The 18,228-nt window shown below is 70.9% G+C and carries 24 protein-coding genes; 13 read left to right on the top strand and 11 right to left on the bottom strand.

Features of this window, described 5'->3' with window-relative positions:
- Positions 1–55: 55 nt before the first annotated feature.
- Both ACWZJV_RS26430 and ACWZJV_RS26425 read right to left on the bottom strand, forming a co-directional pair.
- Positions 56–766 carry a hypothetical protein gene (locus ACWZJV_RS26430; RefSeq protein ID WP_457179459.1) on the bottom strand — a complete coding sequence of 237 codons (711 nt, stop codon included), beginning with the start codon at positions 764–766 and terminating at the stop codon, positions 56–58.
- 122 nt (positions 767–888) lie between these two features.
- Positions 889–2,124, bottom strand: coding sequence for a trans-sulfuration enzyme family protein (locus ACWZJV_RS26425; protein WP_457179458.1), 1,236 nt, complete (start codon positions 2,122–2,124; stop codon positions 889–891).
- Positions 2,125–2,229: 105 nt separating this feature from the next.
- On the opposite strand from ACWZJV_RS26425, the gene ACWZJV_RS26420 reads away from it, so the two are divergent.
- Positions 2,230–2,721, top strand: a complete 492-nt coding sequence (locus ACWZJV_RS26420) for an Lrp/AsnC family transcriptional regulator (protein WP_457179457.1) — start codon at positions 2,230–2,232, stop codon at positions 2,719–2,721.
- 11 nt (positions 2,722–2,732) lie between these two features.
- On the opposite strand, the gene ACWZJV_RS26415 is transcribed toward ACWZJV_RS26420, so the two are convergent.
- Positions 2,733–3,533, bottom strand: coding sequence for an alpha/beta fold hydrolase (locus ACWZJV_RS26415; RefSeq protein ID WP_457179456.1), 801 nt, complete (start codon positions 3,531–3,533; stop codon positions 2,733–2,735).
- Positions 3,534–3,609: 76 nt separating this feature from the next.
- On the opposite strand from ACWZJV_RS26415, the gene ACWZJV_RS26410 reads away from it, so the two are divergent.
- Positions 3,610–4,521, top strand: a complete 912-nt coding sequence (locus ACWZJV_RS26410) for a helix-turn-helix domain-containing protein (RefSeq protein WP_457179455.1) — start codon at positions 3,610–3,612, stop codon at positions 4,519–4,521.
- On the opposite strand, the gene ACWZJV_RS26405 is transcribed toward ACWZJV_RS26410, so the two are convergent.
- Entirely contained in the window at positions 4,466–4,864 is a 399-nt protein-coding gene (locus tag ACWZJV_RS26405; protein ID WP_457179454.1) for a hypothetical protein, read from the bottom strand. The two genes, ACWZJV_RS26410 and ACWZJV_RS26405, sit on opposite strands and share 56 nt — an antisense overlap.
- Before the next feature lie 141 nt (positions 4,865–5,005).
- Entirely contained in the window at positions 5,006–5,575 is a 570-nt protein-coding gene (locus tag ACWZJV_RS26400; RefSeq protein ID WP_457179453.1) for a hypothetical protein, read from the bottom strand.
- Positions 5,576–5,667: 92 nt separating this feature from the next.
- Here ACWZJV_RS26400 and ACWZJV_RS26395 point away from each other — a divergent pair, with 92 nt between their 5' ends.
- The 3 genes from ACWZJV_RS26395 to ACWZJV_RS26385 all read left to right on the top strand — a co-directional run bounded on the left by ACWZJV_RS26395 (position 5,668) and on the right by ACWZJV_RS26385 (position 8,211).
- Complete coding sequence (locus ACWZJV_RS26395) at positions 5,668–7,086, top strand: MFS transporter (protein WP_457179452.1); 1,419 nt, start codon at positions 5,668–5,670, stop codon at positions 7,084–7,086.
- Complete coding sequence (locus ACWZJV_RS26390) at positions 7,083–7,568, top strand: hypothetical protein (RefSeq protein ID WP_457179451.1); 486 nt, start codon at positions 7,083–7,085, stop codon at positions 7,566–7,568. Before ACWZJV_RS26395 ends, ACWZJV_RS26390 begins: the two co-directional genes overlap by 4 nt.
- Positions 7,569–7,629: 61 nt before the next feature.
- On the top strand, positions 7,630–8,211 hold the full coding sequence (locus ACWZJV_RS26385; RefSeq protein ID WP_457179450.1) for a TetR/AcrR family transcriptional regulator: 582 nt from the start codon (positions 7,630–7,632) through the stop codon (positions 8,209–8,211).
- A 6-nt stretch (positions 8,212–8,217) separates the two neighbouring features.
- On the opposite strand, the gene ACWZJV_RS26380 is transcribed toward ACWZJV_RS26385, so the two are convergent.
- A complete protein-coding gene (locus ACWZJV_RS26380) occupies positions 8,218–9,486 on the bottom strand; it encodes an oxygenase MpaB family protein (protein WP_457179449.1) in 1,269 nt (422 codons plus the stop codon).
- Positions 9,487–9,547: 61 nt separating this feature from the next.
- Here ACWZJV_RS26380 and ACWZJV_RS26375 point away from each other — a divergent pair, with 61 nt between their 5' ends.
- Positions 9,548–10,159: a TetR/AcrR family transcriptional regulator gene (locus ACWZJV_RS26375; protein WP_457179448.1), complete on the top strand. Its 612-nt coding sequence runs from the start codon at positions 9,548–9,550 to the stop codon at positions 10,157–10,159.
- Here the strand turns inward: ACWZJV_RS26375 and ACWZJV_RS26370 are convergent.
- The 4 genes from ACWZJV_RS26370 to ACWZJV_RS26355 form a co-directional block, all read right to left on the bottom strand.
- On the bottom strand, positions 10,143–10,418 hold the full coding sequence (locus ACWZJV_RS26370) for a DUF1905 domain-containing protein (protein WP_008361382.1): 276 nt from the start codon (positions 10,416–10,418) through the stop codon (positions 10,143–10,145). The two genes, ACWZJV_RS26375 and ACWZJV_RS26370, sit on opposite strands and share 17 nt — an antisense overlap.
- Positions 10,415–10,783: a VOC family protein gene (locus tag ACWZJV_RS26365; protein WP_457179447.1), complete on the bottom strand. Its 369-nt coding sequence runs from the start codon at positions 10,781–10,783 to the stop codon at positions 10,415–10,417. Before ACWZJV_RS26365 ends, ACWZJV_RS26370 begins: the two co-directional genes overlap by 4 nt.
- A gap of 35 nt (positions 10,784–10,818) precedes the next feature.
- On the bottom strand, positions 10,819–11,577 hold the full coding sequence (locus ACWZJV_RS26360; protein ID WP_457179446.1) for an ArsR/SmtB family transcription factor: 759 nt from the start codon (positions 11,575–11,577) through the stop codon (positions 10,819–10,821).
- Positions 11,578–11,650: 73 nt separating this feature from the next.
- Entirely contained in the window at positions 11,651–12,142 is a 492-nt protein-coding gene (locus ACWZJV_RS26355) for a MarR family winged helix-turn-helix transcriptional regulator (protein WP_196874399.1), read from the bottom strand.
- Between the two features lie 107 nt (positions 12,143–12,249).
- Here ACWZJV_RS26355 and ACWZJV_RS26350 point away from each other — a divergent pair, with 107 nt between their 5' ends.
- Genes ACWZJV_RS26350 through ACWZJV_RS26335 form a run of 4 tightly spaced genes read left to right on the top strand, consistent with a single transcriptional unit; the run spans position 12,250 to position 14,453 of the window.
- Positions 12,250–12,825, top strand: a complete 576-nt coding sequence (locus ACWZJV_RS26350) for an NADPH-dependent F420 reductase (RefSeq protein ID WP_457179445.1) — start codon at positions 12,250–12,252, stop codon at positions 12,823–12,825.
- A gap of 25 nt (positions 12,826–12,850) precedes the next feature.
- Positions 12,851–13,360 (top strand): VOC family protein, encoded by a 510-nt coding sequence (locus ACWZJV_RS26345; protein ID WP_196874401.1) that lies wholly within the window; start codon positions 12,851–12,853, stop codon positions 13,358–13,360.
- Complete coding sequence (locus ACWZJV_RS26340) at positions 13,357–13,983, top strand: alpha/beta hydrolase (protein WP_457179444.1); 627 nt, start codon at positions 13,357–13,359, stop codon at positions 13,981–13,983. Before ACWZJV_RS26345 ends, ACWZJV_RS26340 begins: the two co-directional genes overlap by 4 nt.
- A 32-nt stretch (positions 13,984–14,015) precedes the next feature.
- A complete protein-coding gene (locus ACWZJV_RS26335) occupies positions 14,016–14,453 on the top strand; it encodes a DoxX family protein (protein WP_196874402.1) in 438 nt (145 codons plus the stop codon).
- 114 nt (positions 14,454–14,567) lie between these two features.
- Here the strand turns inward: ACWZJV_RS26335 and ACWZJV_RS26330 are convergent, their stop codons facing one another.
- Positions 14,568–15,527 carry a zinc-binding dehydrogenase gene (locus ACWZJV_RS26330; RefSeq protein WP_457179443.1) on the bottom strand — a complete coding sequence of 320 codons (960 nt, stop codon included), beginning with the start codon at positions 15,525–15,527 and terminating at the stop codon, positions 14,568–14,570.
- A gap of 81 nt (positions 15,528–15,608) precedes the next feature.
- Here ACWZJV_RS26330 and ACWZJV_RS26325 point away from each other — a divergent pair, with 81 nt between their 5' ends.
- The 3 genes from ACWZJV_RS26325 (at position 15,609) to ACWZJV_RS26315 (ending at position 18,142) form a co-directional block, all read left to right on the top strand.
- Positions 15,609–16,247 carry a TetR/AcrR family transcriptional regulator gene (locus ACWZJV_RS26325; RefSeq protein WP_457179442.1) on the top strand — a complete coding sequence of 213 codons (639 nt, stop codon included), beginning with the start codon at positions 15,609–15,611 and terminating at the stop codon, positions 16,245–16,247.
- 73 nt (positions 16,248–16,320) lie between these two features.
- Positions 16,321–16,836 carry a GNAT family N-acetyltransferase gene (locus ACWZJV_RS26320; protein ID WP_457179441.1) on the top strand — a complete coding sequence of 172 codons (516 nt, stop codon included), beginning with the start codon at positions 16,321–16,323 and terminating at the stop codon, positions 16,834–16,836.
- A gap of 76 nt (positions 16,837–16,912) precedes the next feature.
- On the top strand, positions 16,913–18,142 hold the full coding sequence (locus ACWZJV_RS26315; protein WP_457179440.1) for a PucR family transcriptional regulator: 1,230 nt from the start codon (positions 16,913–16,915) through the stop codon (positions 18,140–18,142).
- Positions 18,143–18,228 lie beyond the last annotated feature (86 nt).

The following is an 18,228-nucleotide window of genomic DNA, read 5'->3' as shown; positions in this document are numbered from 1 at the left end:
ACACCACGGTTGAGATGGGTCACGAGTCCCGGCTCGTCGATCTCCTGGACCCGGCTCACGCCCACCGCTCTTGGAGGTCGGCGACCAGCTTCTCGGCTTCGCTGGTGTCGGGCGCGCGTACGGCATCGAGGCTGGACTGCGGCAGCACCACGTATCGCCCGCCGCCGTTTCGGCCGAGCTCGCTCAGCGCGTCGAGCACGCCGCTCTCGGACAGGTCCAGGACCTGGATGTCCTCGCCGATCCGGTCGAGGACATCTCGGCCGGAGCCGGCCTTCACCTGGTCGATCTGGGCGGCGAGCTGCGTGACGGCGGCACGCGCGTCATGGGCGGCGAGCTCTGCGACCTTCATGTTGTTCTCGGCCGCCTGCATGTTCTGCATGGCTGCGACGTGCTGCTTCTCTGCTTCCTTCTTGTTCTGGTCGGCGGCGTTGGCGGCGCTCTTTGCAGCGGCGCCGGTCACCGAGACCCCGAGGAGCGCGCCGAGAACGAAGAGCGCGATGTTCTGGACCCGGTCGATGATGCCGAGCAGCTGCTCCCAGTCAGCACGCTCCTGTGCCTCGTTGTGCTGGACGATGTAGGCCCAGCCGAGCGCCAGGACCAGCAGCACCGCGATCAGAGCCACCGCGGCGATGGCCGCCGACACCTGCCATGGCCACTTGCCGACCGCCGGCGGGTTCTGCACGTCCGGGCTTTCCTCGACCGGCTCCGGCTCCTGGAGCTCGGTCGGGGCACCTGCCTCGCCATCGACGTTCGCGTTCTGCGTCATCGCGTCTCCCCTTGGCTGTAGACGAAGTGGCGCCGACGTTCCTCCCCGGCGAACACCCGAGGCGAGAACCGCGAGGGTGGGTACCGAGTTTTCGGCACCGCGAAACAGCGGCTCCCTGGGGATCAGGCGAACTCGGGCGACAGAACCCCGCGGCCCTCGGAGTCTGCGGTGCGGGCGGTGGGGACGGGCACGTCTGAGAGGGCGGCGTCGAGGTCGGCCATCAAGTCCTCCGGGGACTCCAGACCGATCGAGAGTCGTACGAGGTTCGCCGACGGCTTGGCGTGGGCGGCGACGGGGCGGTGGGTGAGGCCGGCGGGGTGCTGGATGAGGGAGTCGACGCCACCGAGGGAGACGGCGTGGGTGAAGAGCCGGACCGACGAGGTGACACGGGCAGCGGCCTCGTACCCACCGCGCAGCGCGATCGTGACCATCGCGCCGGGGCCGCTGATCTGCTTCCCGACCAGGCCGCGGTCGTCATCGAGACCCGGGAAGTAGACGTGCTCGACCGCCCGGTGGGATCGCAGCCACGCCGCGATCGAGACCGCGCCGGCCTGCTGGGCGCGGATGCGCGTGGGCAGGGTGGCCAGGCCGCGGTGCAGGAGGTACGCACCCAGCGGATGCAGCAGGCCACCGGTGACGGCGCGGACCTGACGCAACCGTGCGGCGGTCTCCTCGTCACAGGCGATCACGCCGCCGACGACGTCGCCGTGGCCGCCGATGTACTTGGTGGCGCTGTGGAGCGACATCGCCGCTCCCAGCGTGAGCGGGTTCTGCAGGACCGGGGTCGCGAAGGTGTTGTCCACGAGCACCGGTACGTCCCCCGCGGCCGCGACGACACCTGCGATGTCGACGAGGTCGAGGGTCGGGTTCGCCGGGGTCTCCAGGACCACCAACGCGGTGTCGACTCGGAGCGCGCCGGCGACCTCGTGCTCGGCACAGAACGTCACCTCCACACCCAGCAGACCGGAGGCGAGCAGGTGGTCGGTCCCGCCGTACAGCGGCCGGACCGCGACGACGTGCCGCTTCCCGCTGAAGGACGTGCTGGCGATGATCGCCGCGGTCATCGCCGCCATGCCGGAGGCGTACGCGACCGACGTCTCGGCCCGCTCGAGCTTCGCCAGCGCCGACTCGAACCGGGCGACCGTCGGGTTCCACAGCCGCTGGTAGACGTACCCACCCTCGGGGCTCGGGTGACCGCCGGTCGCCATCGCCTCGTAGGACTCGCCGCCGCGCTCGATGTCGGGCAGCGGGTTGGTCGACGACAGGTCGAGTGGGAGGGCGTGGACGCCGAGCATCGCCAAGTCCTCCCGACCGGCGTGGACGGCGAGTGAGTCGAGGTGAGGGTTCTGAAGCGGCATGCCAAGATGGTGGCGAGAATCACAAGTTCCGACCACATCGATTGCTGAAGATCCCGGCGAACCCGCGATCTTGCCGCTTTCGAGCAATGCGACCCATGATCAAGGGTGACCCAGTTGGCGAAAGCGCAACCGTCCCTCGACTCCGTCGACCGCCGCATCCTGAGCGAGCTCGGCGACAACCCCGAGCTGACCAACAAGGCCCTCGCGGCGCGCCTCGGCATCGCCGAGTCGACCTGCGCCTACCGGCTGCGAGCCCTGCGCGACAGCGGCGTCATCACCGGCCGTCGCCTCGACGTCGACGTCCGCTCCCTCGGCTACCCGCTGCAGGCCGTGATCAAGGTCCGCCTCGGCAGCCACAGCAAGGAGCACGTCGAGAAGCTCTACGACGACCTGGCCACCACGCCCGGCGTGATCCAGGCCTTCCACGTCGCCGGGGCCGACGACTTCCATCTCCACGTCGCCGTCGAGGACGCCGAGGCGCTGCGCGACTTCGTGCTGCAGCACGTGACCGTCCATCGCGTCGTACGGCAGACCGAGACGCAGCTCGTCTTCGAGCTCCGCGAGGGCCCGGGAGTGCTGCCGCGCGACAGCGCGTAGAGCCCGCCGGCTCAGTCGAGGAAGTCGAGCAGCAGCTGCGCCGTCTCGGCCGGTGCCTCCAGCATGGCAACGTGCCCGACGCCCGCGAGGTACGCGACGCGGCCGCCCGACGCGACGTCGTACGCGTGCGCGGACGCAGGATCCCAGCGCGGGTCCGCGTCCCCGAAGATCACGAGCGGCCGCCGCCCGATCCGGGTCAGCCGCTCGGGGATGCTCTGCTCGGCGAGGTAGTCACGGTTCGCCCGCATGATCGCCCTGAAGGTCTTGAAGGATGTGCGCCTCAGGTCGTCGACGGCCTCGTCGCTGATCGTCACCGGCCGCGCAGCGGTGGCGGCGATGCCCTTCCGGAGCAACGCGTCGGTGCGTAGCGGCCAGATCACGGCACCGAGCACGGCCCCGGTGAGCAGCTTGACCAGTGCCGGCTCCGGGCGCAGCGCCTCCATGCTCGGTCCGGTGCTGAGCAGCGCCAGCTGCCCCACCAGGTCTGGTCGTCGCTCGGCCAACGCGGTGGCGACGTACCCGCCGCTGGAATGGCCGACGACCGCCACCTTCTCGAGAGCGAGATCATCCAGCACGGCGGCGACCCGATCGGCCTGATCGGGGACGGCATAGGTCGTCGCCGTGCTCGACCTGCCGCAGCCCGGCAGGTCGATCCGGAGCACCCGGAACCGCTCCGCGAGGTCCGGAACCATCGGCTCCCACGTCGAGCCACTGGCTCCCGAACCATGGATGAGGAGCAGCGGTGGTGCGGTCTCCGGTCCGTCGTGGACGAGGTGGACACCATCGACGGTCGGAGTCTCGTACGCAGTCATGGTCCGACGATCTCCCACGGATCGACGGGTCGTCTTGAACGATTGTCGGCCTTGCCCGCGGCCCTAGCCTGAAGCCATGGACTGGTCGCAGGTGGACGTCACGATTCCCGATCGGTCAGGCATCGCCAGGTCCATCCCGGGCGTCCACATGGCCGGGTTCCGCCACGAGGGGACCGACCCCATCGACATCGCGATGGTCGCCCACCCGGCGGTCACTCTGCTCTTCGACCTCGGCGACCACGACTGGGCCGTCCACGACCGGTCAGGAACGCGTACGCCGGGCGGCGCCGCGATCGGGCTGCTCCCCGGCCGCGTGAGTTTCTCCGGCTCAGCCGCCGGCGAGTGCCTCCAGGTGCGACTGTCGCCGGTTCTCGCCGCCCAGGTCCTTGACACCTCCGCGCTCGTCGGCAACGTCACCGAGCTCGGCGACGTCCTCGGGCCCGCGGCGAGGCGGCTCGGCGCCGACCTACGAGACACCACCGCGTGGGAGGAGCGATTCGCTCTGGTCCTCCGCTTCCTTGGTGGCCGACTCGACACCCGTCGCACGGTCGATCCCGAGGTTGCGTACGTCTGGCAGCAGATCCACCTCCGACACGGCCGGTCCGGCGTTCATGCCCTCGCCGAGGAGACGGGTTGGTCCCGCCAGCGGCTGTGGTCCCGCTTCCGAGCCCAGATCGGGCTCTCCCCCAAGCATGCCGCCCGACTCGTCCGCTTCGACCGGGCCGCGAGGCTTCTCGCCATGGGCGTCCCGCCCGCCGAGGCGGCGGCTCAGGCGGGCTATGCCGACCAGCCACATCTCAACCGTGAGATGCGCTCGATCGTGAACAGGACGCCTCTGGACGTCGCCACCACGCCCTGGCTCGCGGTCGATCAGGAGGCGTGGCCGACTCTCATGCGCCGAGCCGCGGGCGGCCCCTCACCGGCTGGGGGTCTCACCGCCCCCGGCCGAGCGAGGCCCGGGCGAGCTGCGCCACGCGTACGTTGCTGATGCCCGTCTCGGCCGCGATCCGCCCGAACGACCAGCCGCGACGGCGCAGCAGCCGAACGGCCTGCGCACTCTCCTCGTGCAGGTCCTCGAGGCGCTTGTCGACCGTGCAGCGCAGGCGCTCGAGGTCGCGGAGGGCAGCCACCGGGTCGTCGACGCCGGCAACCACCGGCAGCTCTGCCTCCAGCCTGCGCGTCGGGGACGCCCCCACGGCCAGCGCGGCCGGCGGGTTGAACGCCCACAGCGTGTAGTCGTCCGCCCAGCGGATGAATCGTGCCATGCGGGTCTCGCGGTGCACGGTGGACGGGACGTCGGTGTTCCCGGCGGGTCGTGTTTCGACTGCCATCTTCGCCTCCTTCACTTGAACTGCAGGGTCGGAAGGATCCTCGGTATCCAGCATGACCGGCAGCGATGACTGCGCCGTTGAGCGCCGGTAACGGGAAGGTAAGGACTCGATCGCTCAGCGTGCCGAACGCCACTCAGGGCGTCATCCGATGATCGCCAGCGTGATGGCGGACGCACCGAAGACGACGTCCAGGGCGATGCAGAACTCGGCCATCGACCGCGGGACCACCGCGTCGCGGCGCCAGTGGACGTAGTCCCACGACGCATGGCTGGCGAGCGCGACACCTGCCAGAGCCAGGCCGAGGCGAGGCGAGATCGACGCGGCCGCGACCGCGAGGCCGCCGAAACCGATCATCGCGAGCCCTTCGGCGGAGAGCGGTCGGACGGGAGTTCGGCGCAGCAGCCCGACCACGACGAGAATCGCGGCGAAGACCGCGAGCCCGAGCCACCACGGAGCGCCGGCCAGCTCGCTCAGGATGGCCACGATCGAGCCGACGAGGATGTTCGCCCAGGCGATCCAGCGCAGGCCGAGGGCCGCCGCGGCCAGGTAGCAGCTCGCGGCGACAGTGACGGTGAGGGCGACCGCGTCGGTCGCCACTCCAGTCACGATCTGGAACGTCGCCGCTGCCAGCCCGAGCGCGGCCGGCCAGTGCCCCCAGACCGGACGCTTCAGGTACGCCGGCGCAGCAAGAGCGGTCGTTGTCGAGTTCATGAGTCTCCTGCCGTCGTGATCTCGGTTGTCGAACAGTGCTGTTCGAGATAATCTCGAACAGCACTGTTCATGTTAGCGGAGGAGAGAGCCCCATGACCGAAACCACGCACGATCCCGCCACGGAGCAGCCCGCGGACCCTCGTCGATGGCGGCTGCTCGGGCTGCTGGGCCTGGCCCAGTTCATGCTCATCCTCGACGTCACGGTGGTGGCGATCGCGCTGCCGCACATGGGCGCCGACCTCGGGCTGGGGCGCGATGCGCTGACCTGGGTGGTGAGTGCCTACACGCTCGCGTTCGGCGGTTTGATGCTGCTCGGAGGCCGGTCCGCCGACTTGTTCGGACCGAAGCCGGTGGTGCTGACCGGGCTGACCGTCTTCACCGTGGCCTCCCTGGCCACCGGCCTCGCCACCAGCGCGGAGCTCGCGATCGGCGGCCGGGTCGCCCAGGGCGTCGGGGCGGCGATGCTCTCCCCCGCCGCACTCTCGACCGTGGTCCGGCTCTTCGACGGCGACGAGCGCAACCGCGCGCTCGGGATCTGGTCGGCGCTGGGCGCCGGCGGCGCGGCGATCGGCGTCCTTCTCGGCGGAGCCCTGACCGCCGGCCCGGGCTGGGAGTGGGTGTTCCTGATCAACGTGCCCGTCGGCGTGGTCGTCGCGGTCCTGCTGGCCCGGCTGCTCCCGCCGCTGCCCGCATGGGGAGGCGACGTACGTCTCGACCTCGTCGGCGCCCTGATCGTCACCGTCGCCACCGGGCTCCTGATCCTCGGCTTCGTCGAGGCCGGCGACGGCGGCTGGACCTCACCCAGCACGGCCGGGCTCGTCCTCGCCGGCATCGTCGGTTACCTCCTGCTGGCCGGCTGGCTGCGGCGTACGCGACACCCGCTGATCGACCCGGCACTGGTCTCGCGGCGACCGGTGCTGTCCGGCACGTTCGTGCTCTTCATCGCGACCGCACTGATGGTCGCGGTCTTCTTCCTCGGCACGTTCTACCTGCAGAGCTCCGCCGGGCACGGACCGCTCACGACCGGGCTGCTGTTCCTGCCCGTCGCCGCGGCGACCATGGTCGGCGCACAGCTGGCCGGCAGGTTCATCGGTCGCGTCGGCGCCCGCACCCTCGGCGTCGTAGGGCTGCTCATCGCCGGCGCCGGGCTCGTCGTACCCGCGATCAGCATGAGCACGCTCACGACCGTGGTCGCGGTCAGCATCGGCTCGGCCGGCCTGGGCGTCCTCTTCGTGGTCGCCTCGGCGACCGCGCTGAGCCAGGTCGAGCCTCATCTCGCCGGCGTCGCTTCCGGCATCCTGAGCACCTTCCACGAGCTCGGCGCCTCGCTCGGCGCGGCGGTGATGTCCGGCGTCGCCGCGGCCAGCCTCGTCGAGGGCACCACCACCGGCTTCGAGAGGGCCTACCTGGTCGCGGCGGTGATCGCAGCGCTCGCGGCCGTCCTCGCCGGAGCACTCATCCCCGGCCGGCCTTCGGCAACCCTCGAGACCCACCAGGAGACCGCGTCATGACGAAGACCCGCCGCCCGAGATCGCGGGCACTCACGTTCGCGCTCCACTACCTGCAGATGATCATCGCGATGGTCGTCGGGATGATGGTGCTCTATCCGCTCTGGATGCTCGCCACCGCCGGCCTGCCCGCGGACGGATGGACGCATCGCGCCGACGTCGAGTCGCTGGTCATGGCCACCACGATGGTGATCCCGATGGCCGTCTGGATGCGCTTCCGCGGCCACGGCCGGCGGCCGGTCGTGGAGATGTCGGCAGCGATGTACGCAGGCTTCGTGGTCCTCTTCCCGCTCCTGTGGCTCGGGGTGATCAGCACCGATGGCCTGATGCTGCTCGGCCACGTACTGATGCTGCTCCTCATGCTCGCCGCCATGCTCGCGCGCCCCGGCGAGTACTCCGGGAGCCACGGCCACCACGCCCATGCCCAGATCCGGACTTCATCAGTCACCGACCAGGAGCCACGCCCGACGCAGCAGCGGGCGTGAGCCGATCCAGCGAACCTAACCTGTACTCTGATGTTCATCATCTCGTGGGAGGTTCTGGCCGATGACGACCCTGAAGCGCGCCGACGCTCGCAAGAACATCGAGTCGATCATGGACGCGGCGACGGCCTGCCTCGCCCGCGATCCCGACGTCAGCGTGGCCGAGATCGCCAAGGCGGCCGGCGTCGGCCGGGTCACCCTCTACGGCCACTTCGAGTCCCGAGACACGCTGGTCACCCGGGTCGTCGAGCGCGCGATCCAGCAGTCCGACGAGGCGCTCGGCGCGGTCGATCTCGACGGCGACCCCCGCGCGGCGCTGACCCGGCTCCTCGAGGCGTCCTGGCAGCTGACGCAGCAGTACGGCGCGCTGATCGTCGCCGCCGAGCAGAGCATGCCCCACGAGCGGTTCCAGGAGGTCCACGTCGGGCTGCTCGACCGCTGGAAACCGCTCATGGAGCGGGGTCGTCGCGACGGCAGCTTCCGCGACGACCAACCGCTCGAGTGGCAGCTGACCTTGCTCCAGAGCGTCCTCCACGCCGCCTCCGGCGCCGTCTACCGCGGCGAGATCAAGGCCGCGGACGCCGCCGACCTGATCGACGGCACGATCCAGGCGGCCCTCACGGCTCCCGTCGCCGCCCGCGACTGACCGAGCTCACTCCGGGAGGTTGCCCACCGACGCGTGCTCCGGGCCGAAGTAGCCGGCCAGCAGCGAGTCGGCATTGCGGTCGCCCCGCCTTTCCAGCCGGGCCCGACCCCGCGCGGATCGGCCGAGGACCCGATATCTGACCAGGTTCATCGGCACCACGTACGCGTGTGCCCAGGGCGGCCTGGTCGGCAGGCCGAGCTCGCGCATCGACCTGGGCCCGAGGAAGACGGTCAGCATCGAGAGGAGCCGCTCGGCCTCGTACCAGCCACGCACCCGGCGCAACGGTCCCGGCCAGCCCGGGTACTGGCGCTCCCGCTGGGCCTCGACCGCGGCCTGTGCCAGCTGCGGCCCGGCCTCGGAGATCTCCGCCTGGGCGAGCAGCACGTGATAGTTGATCCGGTGCCGCTCCCACTCGTCATCGACGAGGAAGTCCTCGTCGACGCCCATGAGCCAGCCGACGTACTTCCACAGATGCATCAGCGCCCGCGCGTCCCGCCGGGAGATCGGCACGCCCAGCGCCCGGCACCCGATGATGAGTACGCCGTCGAACAAACCCAGCGTGGCCGCCTGGTCGGCCTGGTTGATCGGCAGGCCCCACCGGGCGGTGTCCCACCGCTGCTCGAACCCGGCGTTGACCAGCGCATGCATGGCCCGTACGTGGACGGTCAGCCGCCACGCCTCCCCCGAGCTCGAACCCGAGCCCGAACCCGGTGGTCGTAGCGCACCCGGCCGGCGCAGGCTCACCGCCCAGTGCTGGGTCTCGGCCAGACGCCGCCGGGCGGTGCTGCCGGTCAGACCGCCGGTGGCCACGAGCAGATCCGGAGGGCCGCCGAATCGGTAGCCGCTGATGAGCGAGAGCTGCAGGAGCACGTCGGCCGCGTTCTGGCCGAGTCTGGTGAACACGCGGCCGCCCTCGTCGACGAGGTCCCAGTCGACCCACTCCGGCGTGGCCTCGACCTGCGCGAAGAACTCGGCGAGCGCCGGAGGCGGCGACTCCACCGCCGCGACCCCGTGCTCCAGAGCCGTACGCAGCTGGCCCATCGTGACCTTGCCCGAGGTCCCGGCTCGCATCCGGATCGCCTCCGCGAGCCGTGCGCCGGCCTCGTCCCGCTCACCGAAGGCACGCCCGATCCGCTCCAGCAGCTCCTCGTCGATCTCCTCGACACGCCCCAGGAGGCGCAACGGTCGGCCAAGACGCCGGCCGCGCGCCTCGCCTTCGCGGAAACGTGTGGGGAATCCGGTGGGTTCGGTGCCCTGCTGCGCGAGTGTGGTCATGCCTCCAGCCTGATGCGAGCAGGAGCTCGCTTTCAATTCGCGTTCCACCTAGTCTGAGCCCGTGCGCAAGACACCCACCCAGGCCCGCTCGAAGGCGACGGTCGAGCTCATCCTGGCGGCCGGGCGGCAGGTGCTGGTCGACGACGGCTACGAGTCGTTCTCGACCAACCGGGTCGCGGCCGCCGCGGGGATCAGCCCCGGATCGCTCTACCAGTACTTCTCCGACAAGGCCTCGATCCTCGACATCGTGATCAGCCGCTACTGGGACGACGTCTCCGAGCGCACCGCCTCGGCGCTGGCGCTGCAGACGAACACCACCGGCACGGCGGCGATCCGTTCGGTCGCCGACGCGCTGCTCGCCGGGCTGGAGCAGGATCCGACCCTCCTGCGCGTCCTGACCGAAGAGCTCCCCGCCTCCCGCAACCGGGACCGGCACGCGGCACTCGTCACCCGCGTACGCGATCTCACCGCCGCCTATCTGCACGCCGGGGCGGTCGCGAGGACCCGCCCCGACGCGCAGCTCACCGCGTGGGTGCTGGTGGTGGCCATGGAGAACATCGCGCTGCGCTGGGTGCTCGACCGACCGCCCTACCCGCGCGAGGCCGTGCTGGAGGAGATGGTCGCGCTCACCGCGAGCTACCTGAGCCAGGCCGATCTCAGCGGCGTTCGGTGAGATGGATGGTGACGGGGTCGCCGGCGGACTTGCCGAGCGCCTCGCGGAGCTCGGCCTTGAGCGGCAGCTTGTGGGTGCCGTCGCCGAGGGCCATGAAGGAGGCCTCGAAGGGGTGGGCGTCGATCGTCCCGGCGACCCTGACGAGGCCGCGGGTGCCGAAGAACTCCGCGGTCCAATCAGTGACCACGTAGGTCCAGCCGCCCTTCGCCTCGCTCCGGGTCAGCGTCGCGGTGAAGGTCTTGTCGATCGGGGTGCTCATGACGCCTGCTCGATGATCACGAAGCGGTTCCCGTCGGGGTCATCGAAGGTGAACATCGGCGGTACGCCCGGCCACCTCAGCAGCTCCCCGACGCTCACCCCGCCAGAGCTGAGCGCGTCCCGCTCGGCGGCCGCGTCGGGGACGGTGAAGCGGATCCCGGTCTCGCTGATCTCCCCCGCCGAGCGGTCCCCGGCCTCGAGGGCGAGCGAGACACCGCCACCGGGCGGAGCGACCTCGATCCAGCGGGTCGGTCCGTCGACGTCGAGTCGTACGTCGAAGCCCAGGGTGTCACGGTAGAAGGCGATGGCCTTGTCCTGGTCGGCGGTGGTGATGCCGACGGTGCGGATATCGGTGATGGTGCTCATCAGGGTTCCTCTCGGTCGATGACGTCGACGGGGCGTCAGCTGGGTCCGTACATCTGTGATCCCGGGGTGGTCAGGGTCTCCCCCGTCTCCAGCCACGTCTTGAGGCCCGACAGGATCATCGGCCAGCCGCCGTAGAGCTCCGGGGGCGCGTCGCCGCGCAGCTGGTCATGGGTCACGGTGAGGCGGCAGGAGTCGCCGACGGGCTCGATCTCCCAGGTCACCCGCGTGGTGCCCTGCTCCTCGGCGGCGTCGGACCAGAGCGTGCGCATCGACTGCACGAGTCGCCTCGGCGGCTCGACAACGACGTTCTCGCCCTCCGCGAGCGGCCGCTCGGAGCCGGGGTGCACCATGGTGAAGCCCGACCCCGGCGTCCAGTCGGAGTGGACGCCGGCCCCGAAGTGATACTTCCCGCGGATCTGCGGGTCGGTGATCGCCTCCCACAGTCGCTCCGGGGTGGTGCGGATGTAGATCTCGAAGACTTTCTCCATCGTGCGCTCCAGGTCTCGTTTCAGGTCGGCGAGGCCGCTCGCCCAGGTCTCGGTGTATTTCGTCACCCAGCGGTCATGGATCTCGCGGATCGGCACCACGTTGAGGAAGTGGTGCTTCTCGCGTCCCCTGCGGGCGACGACGACCAGGCCCGCCTCCTCGAGGATCGCCAGATGCTTGGCGACTGCCGGGCGAGTCATGGAATGGCGGCTCACCAGCGAGGACAGCGTCTGCCCGTCCTCCAGCAGCAGGGCGTCGAGCAGTGCCCGCCGAGTCGGGTCACCAAGAGCTCGAAACACCTGTTCCACAGCTCCACAATAGGAAACCATTTGGTTTCCTGTCAAGGAAAACGGAGACCCCGAGCGCACAGAGACACAGCGCCTACGGCGCCTCGGGCCGATACAGGGCCGTCATCTTGCCCTTCGGGTCGAGGCGCGCGAGCAGGGCGTCGCCGACCTCCGTCAGCTGCCGGACCTGCTCCGCGGTCAGCCCGTCGAGCACATGGCTGCGTACGTTGGCGACATGGCCGGGCGCAGCCGCGACCACCGCGTCCCAGCCGGCGGCGGTGAGCCGGGCGTTGGTCGCGCGCGCATCCTCCGGGCACGGGAACCGCTCCACGAGGCCCCGCTCCTCGAGCCGGCGCACCACATGGGAGAGGCGCGCCAGGGTCGCGTTGGTGCGATGAGCCAGGGCGGTCATCCGCAGCGTCCGGTCGTCGGCCTCGGAGAGCACCGCCAGGACGAAGTACTCGAAGTGAGTCAGGCCGGCATCTCGGCGCAGCTGGGAGTCGAGCACGCCGGGGAGCAGCTCCACGATCGCGATCAGCCGCAGCCAGGCGGCCATCTCGTCATCATCCAGCCAGACATCGTCCACAGGTCCATGGTAGCCCGCCAGCTTGTCGCTACAACCAAAAACTTGACGCTACAACCATTCCGTGAGAGTTTTGTTGTAGCAACAACCTTCCATCTGAGGAGTGCGACATGACAGACATCTCGATCATCGGCACCGGCAACATGGGTCAGGCCATCGCGACGGTCGCCGCACGCGGCGGCCACCCGACCCAGCTGCTCGGCAAGGCGGACGCCGCCACCCCCGCGACCGGCGACATCGTCGTCCTCGCCGTCCCCTACCCCGCCCTCGGTGAGGTCCTCGCCCAGCGTGGCGCCGAGCTGGCCGGCAAGATCGTCGTCGACATCACCAACCCGGTGGACTTCGAGACCTTCGACTCCCTCACCGTCCCCGCCGACAGCTCCGCCGCCGCCGAGCTCGCGGCGGCGCTGCCGGACTCCCGCGTCCTGAAGGCGTTCAACACGACCTTCGCCGCCACCCTGGCCGAGGGCACGGTCGGTGACCTGGCGACGGCCGTCCAGATCGCCGGCGACGACGCCGACGCCAAGGCGGCGCTGTCCGAGGTCGTCACCTCCGCGGGCCTGCGGGCCGTCGACGCCGGCGCGCTCAAGCGGGCCCGCGAGCTCGAGGCGCTCGGCTTCCTGCAGATCTCCCTGGCCGCCGCCGAGCAGATCCCCTGGACCGGCGGCTTCGGCGTCGTCGCCTGATCACCCCTCACCCGAGGAGTCCACGATGACCGTCAACCCGGTACGTCTCAACCACGCCGTCCTGTTCGTCGCCGATCTCGAGCGCAGCATCGCCTTCTACGAGGCTGCGTTCGGGATGACGGTCATGGCTCGCGAGCCGCGTGCCAACGCCGCGTTCCTGCGGCTGCGCCGGTCCGGCAACCACCACGACCTCGGACTGTTCGGTGTCGGCGCCCAGCCGCCGCGACCGCGCGGCTCGCTCGGTCTCTACCACCTCGCCTGGCAGGTCGACACGATCGACGAGCTCGAGCAGGCACGGATGACGCTGGCCGAGCTCGGCGCGTTCACCGGAGAGTCCAGCCACGGCGCCACCAAGAGCGTCTACGGCGCCGACCCCGACGGCAACGAGTTCGAGGTGATGTGGATGCTGCCGCGGGCCGAGTGGGGCGACTTCGAGAACGCCGCTCCCGTCGACCGGCTCGACCTGGCCAAGGACGTCGCCCGCTGGAGCGGGGTCCGCACGGCCGCCGAGCTGAACCGGACGGAGGACCGATGAGCACCTCGGTGCACACCGCGACCCACGGCAGCGCCGATCCCGAGGCTCCCCTGGTCGTCCTGCTGCACGGCCGGGGCTCGCACGAGCGCGAGATCATCGGGCTGGCCGAGCACCTTCCCGACGGTCCGGCCTATGTGGCCGTGCGGGCGCCGATCGCGGAGGGCGGCGGGTACGCCTGGTTCGCCAACCGCGGGATCGGCCGCCCGGTCGCCACCTCGCTCGCGGAGACGACGAGCTGGTTCCGGGAGTGGCTCGACGGCATCGCGCCGGAGGGCCGCCCGGTCGTCCTCGTCGGCTTCAGCGGCGGCGCCGCCTTCGCCGGCGGGCTCGCGCTCCAGGAGCCCGGACGCTTCGCCGGCGTCGCCGTCCTCTACGGCACGCTTCCCTTCGACGCCGGCGTACCCGTCGAGGCCGGTCGCCTCGCGGACCTGCCGGTCATGGTCGCCCAGGGCGACTCCGACCAGGTCATCCCCCGCGAGCTGCTGGACCGCACCTGGCACTACCTGCTCGAGAAGTCCGGCGCACCGACCGTGGCGCACCGGGACCCCGGCGGACACGGCATCACCCCGGCCGCGCTCCACGAGCTCGCATCGTGGGTCGCCGCCCGCGTACCTCACGCCTGAACCAACCCCCGCACAACGAGAGAAGGAACCCCATGAAACTCGGACAGTCGCTCCCTGCTCCCGCCACCGACCTGGGTCTGCTCGCAGCCCGGCTCCTCGTCGGAACCGTCCTCATCGCCCATGGCTGGCAGAAGTTCGCCACCTACACGCTCGACGGGACCGCGCAGTCCTTCGAGGCGATGGGTGTCCCGGCCGCCCAGGCGGCCGCGACCTTCGCCGCCCTCGTCGAGCTGGCCGGGGGTGCGCTGCTCCTGCTGGGTCTCCTCACGCCGGTCGCCGCCGCCCTCGTCGTGATCGACATGATCGGCGCCTTCTGGTTCGCCCACCGCAGCTCCGGCGTGTTCGTCGACCAGGGCGGCTGGGAGCTGGTCGCGGTCGTCTCGGCCATCGCGATCGCCCTCGCCGTGGCCGGTCCGGGCCGCGCCAGCATCGACCACGCCATCGGCGGGCGGGTCCGGGCCGAGGCCTGAGGATCACCGGCTGACCATCGCCGCCGTGCCTCCGTCGTGCGCGCGCCCGTCGCGCCGCGGAGGCACGGCGGTTCCGTGACCGTTCCCTGACCCGGAACACGCTCGGCAACCGGGTCAGGGAACCAGCACGATCCGCCCGAACACCGTGCCGTCGTCCATCTGCCGGTGCGCCTCGGCGGCCTTCTCGAGGGGCAGTACGTCATGGACGACCGCATGCAGGTCGCCTCGGCCGAGCGCGGCGAACTGCTCGGTGCGGACGACGTCGCGGGCCGGGACCGGGATGGTGTCGAGGCTGAACGTGGCGAAGCTGCGGGACTGCTGGAAGGCGCCGATCAGGCGAGCGGAGACGTCCGTGGGCGGCATCCCCGCGACCGCCCCGACGACCACGAACCGGCCGTTGGGCGCGAGCCGATCCACGAAGTCAGGCGTCGCCGGACCTCCGACGATGTCGACGATCACGTCATGGGCGGCGGGTGCGTCCTGGCCGCCGTGGCCGGAGCGGTCGAGCACGTGGGTCGCACCGAGCCCACGCAGCCGCTCGCCCCGTTCGGGCGAGGAGGTGGTCACCGCGACAGCGCTCGCACCGCGACCCGCGGCGATCTCGACAGCGGCGATGCCGATGCTCCCGGCCGCGCCGCGTACGAGCACGGACTCTCCCGGCGCGAAGTGGGCGTGGGCGAGCGCGAAGTGAGCCACCGGCCCGGAGCTGCCGATCGTCACCGCGTCGACCGGGGTGACGTTCTCGGGTAGGGGGCTGACGTGCTCGGCCCGGGCGAGGGCATGCTCGGCGTAGCCGCCGAGCAGCGTGAACGCCCAGACCCGGCGTCCCACCCACGACGCGTCCACGCCGGCGCCGACCGCCGTCACCGTGCCGGCGACCTCGCTGCCGGGGATCAGCCCCGGCTCGAACCCCATGCCCGCGATGGTGCCCCGTCGGATGACGGCATCGACCCCGCCGACGCCGATCGCCTCGGTGGCGATCACCACCTGGTCGGGCCCCGGCGTCGGCACGTCGACCTCGGTCACCACCATCCCGCCCGGATCCCCGAACCGCTCAACCCGCACTGCTCTCATCGTCATCTCCGTCTGGCTCGTGTGAGGCGTACGCTGGCGAAGCTAACGGACGCCCGCGTCCACTTCCAGAAAGTGAGAGACATGTCCGAGACGTTGCCTCACAAGCTCCGCTCCGACGCCCGGGACAACCGCGACAGGATCCTCGCGGCGGCCAGGTCGCTCTACGCCGAGCGCGGGCTGGAGGTGACCATGCGCGACGTCGCGCGGCGCGCCGGAGTCGGCCCGGCGACGCTCTACCGCCGCTTCCCTTCTCGGCAGGCGCTCCTCGACGCCGTCTTCGCCGACGAGCTGCACGCATGCGAAAGGATCGTGGACGACGGCTGCGCCGATCCCGACCCGTGGCGTGGCTTCACCTCGGTCATCGAGCGGATCAGCGTGCTCAACGTCGGGAACCAGGGGTTCGTCGACGCGTTCATGGCGGAGAAGCCGCTCGACTCGTTCACCCAACATCGCACCGCGGCGCTCGCGAAGCTCGCCGATCTCTCCCGGCGCGCCAAGGCCGACGGCAGGCTTCGGCGCGACTTCGTCATCGACGACCTCGTCCTCGTGCTCCTCGCCGGCCGCGGCCTCGCTGCCAGCCCCGCCGCCCGTAGCGTCCCGGCGGCGCGCCGCTTCGCCGCTCTGGCCATCGATGCGTTCCGGTCCTCCGAGGCGAACGACCCGCTGCCGAACGGCGCCGTGGTTCCTTCCTATCTGGCTTCGCGCCGCGTCGGCGGATGACCACGAGTTCCTCGGGCCCGCGACACGCCTGAAAGCGTTCGACAGCCGAACCCGGTCGTGACAGGTTCCGTCCATGCACCTCAGAGACGGGTCCGTCAGCGACCTCCCCGCCGCCATGAGCCTCCTCGACGCCGCCGTCGCCTGGCTCGCCTCGCAGGGTCGCACCGGGCAGTGGGGTGAGGAGCCGTTCTCCGCGGTCGAGGCCCGGGTGGTGCAGATCCGGCAGATGCTCTCCGAGCGCATCGCCCGGATCGCTGAGGAGGACGGGGAGGTCGTCGGGCTCTGCGTCGTGGCCGACGAGCCGCTGCCGTACGTCGAGCCCGCACCGGTCCCCGAGCTCTACCTGCAGCTCCTCGTCACCGACCGGGAGCGCAGCGGCTCAGGGATCGGCCGGGTGCTGGTCGACGACGCCGTCGAGATCGCCCGGCAGCGGGGTGTGGAGCAGATGAGGCTCGACTGCTACGCCGGTGACGACGAGGCGCTGATCGGCGTCTACGAGCGGTTCGGGTTCACGCTCGAGCGACGGTTCACCGTCGACACCGGGCAGGCCGAGCCGTGGCCCGGCGCGGTTCTCCGCAGAGACATCTGAGCGTCCTCTCCCAGCCACGGCCCCGGGATCGGCCTTTGTAAACTGCCCGGAACCGAGGCGGCGAAGGGGGTGGGCGATGACCGAGATCAGTGCCTGGTTGGCGGCATTCGCCGAGGACCAGCGCCGGCCCGAGGAGGTGGCCCGCTGGGCCGCGTCGACCGCTGACGCGATCCTCGCCGACGGCGAGGTCGACGTCGCCGATCTCAGACCGCTGATCCTGCAGGCCGTCGAGCAGCACTGGTACGCCTTCCTCGACCGCATCACCCTGCCGGAGGCTCCGTTCGAGCTGGTCCCGTCGGCGCAGGCCGTGGCCCTCGAGGCCGCCCGCCGCCATATCGGCCTCCCGCTGCTGCTCAAGGTCTATCAGCGAGCGCAGGAGGCGAGCTGGGACTTCGCGGTGCAGGTCGTCCAGCAGGCACCCGACGACCTCGATCACGAGGCCCTGTTGGTCTGGTTCTGGACGAAGGCCAACGCCTGGTTCGGCTCCTCGGTCGAGCAGTCCGTGCTGATCCACCAGGCCGAGACGAACCGGATCCGGCAGCGTGGGGACGCCCGTCGCTTCGAGATCGTCTCGGAGGCGCTGGACACCCGGAGCGTCTCCCCCGCCGAGCTGTCCGCCGCGCTCGCCGGCCATCCGGTCAACATCCCCGGTCACGTCGCTCTGGTCGCGCACGCGCTCACCGCCGACTCCATCGAGCAGCTCGAGCCGGCCCTCACCGCCGTGACCCGCCGGGCGGGGCACGTCCGGTCGGTCCTGGTCCGTCCCGGCGGCAGGGACGTCTGGGCCTGGCTGGCGCTGGGCGAGCTGCCGGACGCCGTGACCGACACCGAGATCGACGCCGGCATCGACCCCGCCGCCGTCCGCGTGACGATCGGCGTCGGTGGAAGCGGCCTCGACGGTTTCGTCGCAGCTCATCTGGACGCCCAGGCGGCCCAGCGGGTCGCACTGGCGCCAGGGCGCCACGAACCGGTGACGGCCTACGACGACGTGGCCGCCCTGGTCCTCGTCTCGCACGACCCCGACGCCGCCGAGCGGTTCACCCGGACCACGCTGCGCGGGCTGGCCGACCCGTCCCAGAGCCGGCTCCGCGAGACCGTACGCGAGGTGCTCACCTCCGCGGAGACGGCGGACCGGATCGCCGAGCGGCTCGGCGTCCACAAGAACACCATCCGCTACCGCGTGGCCCAGGCCGAGCGGCTCCTCGGGCGCCCGTTGCGCGAACGGGCCGGCGACCTGCTCCTGGCGCTCGACTATCACGACACCTTCCTCGTAAGCACGACTGTGAAAATGCACAGGAATTCGTGATCGATTCGGCCTGATCGACCAAAGACTCCTGCGGCCACTACGTCCATTCTGACAAGGGACGTAACCGGCATCACAGGAGGAAGCAG

This window comes from Nocardioides sp. WG-D5 (assembly GCF_054031175.1).
The sequence above is the reverse complement of the archived record's forward strand: the minus strand, read 5'-3'. Positions and strand labels throughout refer to the sequence as shown.

What these genes read in the sequence shown, in the direction of transcription:
- ACWZJV_RS26430 (WP_457179459.1), bottom strand. Translation starts at nt 766, where the DNA reads ATGACGCAGAACGCGAACGTCGATGGCGAGGCAGGTGCCCCGACCGAG.
- ACWZJV_RS26425 (WP_457179458.1), bottom strand. Translation starts at nt 2,124, where the DNA reads ATGCCGCTTCAGAACCCTCACCTCGACTCACTCGCCGTCCACGCCGGT.
- ACWZJV_RS26415 (WP_457179456.1), bottom strand. Translation starts at nt 3,533, where the DNA reads ATGACTGCGTACGAGACTCCGACCGTCGATGGTGTCCACCTCGTCCAC.
- ACWZJV_RS26410 (WP_457179455.1), top strand. Translation starts at nt 3,610, where the DNA reads ATGGACTGGTCGCAGGTGGACGTCACGATTCCCGATCGGTCAGGCATC.
- ACWZJV_RS26405 (WP_457179454.1), bottom strand. Translation starts at nt 4,864, where the DNA reads ATGGCAGTCGAAACACGACCCGCCGGGAACACCGACGTCCCGTCCACC.
- ACWZJV_RS26400 (WP_457179453.1), bottom strand. Translation starts at nt 5,575, where the DNA reads ATGAACTCGACAACGACCGCTCTTGCTGCGCCGGCGTACCTGAAGCGT.
- ACWZJV_RS26395 (WP_457179452.1), top strand. Translation starts at nt 5,668, where the DNA reads ATGACCGAAACCACGCACGATCCCGCCACGGAGCAGCCCGCGGACCCT.
- ACWZJV_RS26390 (WP_457179451.1), top strand. Translation starts at nt 7,083, where the DNA reads ATGACGAAGACCCGCCGCCCGAGATCGCGGGCACTCACGTTCGCGCTC.
- ACWZJV_RS26385 (WP_457179450.1), top strand. Translation starts at nt 7,630, where the DNA reads ATGACGACCCTGAAGCGCGCCGACGCTCGCAAGAACATCGAGTCGATC.
- ACWZJV_RS26380 (WP_457179449.1), bottom strand. Translation starts at nt 9,486, where the DNA reads ATGACCACACTCGCGCAGCAGGGCACCGAACCCACCGGATTCCCCACA.
- ACWZJV_RS26370 (WP_008361382.1), bottom strand. Translation starts at nt 10,418, where the DNA reads ATGAGCACCCCGATCGACAAGACCTTCACCGCGACGCTGACCCGGAGC.
- ACWZJV_RS26365 (WP_457179447.1), bottom strand. Translation starts at nt 10,783, where the DNA reads ATGAGCACCATCACCGATATCCGCACCGTCGGCATCACCACCGCCGAC.
- ACWZJV_RS26350 (WP_457179445.1), top strand. Translation starts at nt 12,250, where the DNA reads ATGACAGACATCTCGATCATCGGCACCGGCAACATGGGTCAGGCCATC.
- ACWZJV_RS26345 (WP_196874401.1), top strand. Translation starts at nt 12,851, where the DNA reads ATGACCGTCAACCCGGTACGTCTCAACCACGCCGTCCTGTTCGTCGCC.
- ACWZJV_RS26340 (WP_457179444.1), top strand. Translation starts at nt 13,357, where the DNA reads ATGAGCACCTCGGTGCACACCGCGACCCACGGCAGCGCCGATCCCGAG.
- ACWZJV_RS26335 (WP_196874402.1), top strand. Translation starts at nt 14,016, where the DNA reads ATGAAACTCGGACAGTCGCTCCCTGCTCCCGCCACCGACCTGGGTCTG.
- ACWZJV_RS26330 (WP_457179443.1), bottom strand. Translation starts at nt 15,527, where the DNA reads ATGAGAGCAGTGCGGGTTGAGCGGTTCGGGGATCCGGGCGGGATGGTG.
- ACWZJV_RS26325 (WP_457179442.1), top strand. Translation starts at nt 15,609, where the DNA reads ATGTCCGAGACGTTGCCTCACAAGCTCCGCTCCGACGCCCGGGACAAC.
- ACWZJV_RS26320 (WP_457179441.1), top strand. Translation starts at nt 16,321, where the DNA reads ATGCACCTCAGAGACGGGTCCGTCAGCGACCTCCCCGCCGCCATGAGC.
- ACWZJV_RS26315 (WP_457179440.1), top strand. Translation starts at nt 16,913, where the DNA reads ATGACCGAGATCAGTGCCTGGTTGGCGGCATTCGCCGAGGACCAGCGC.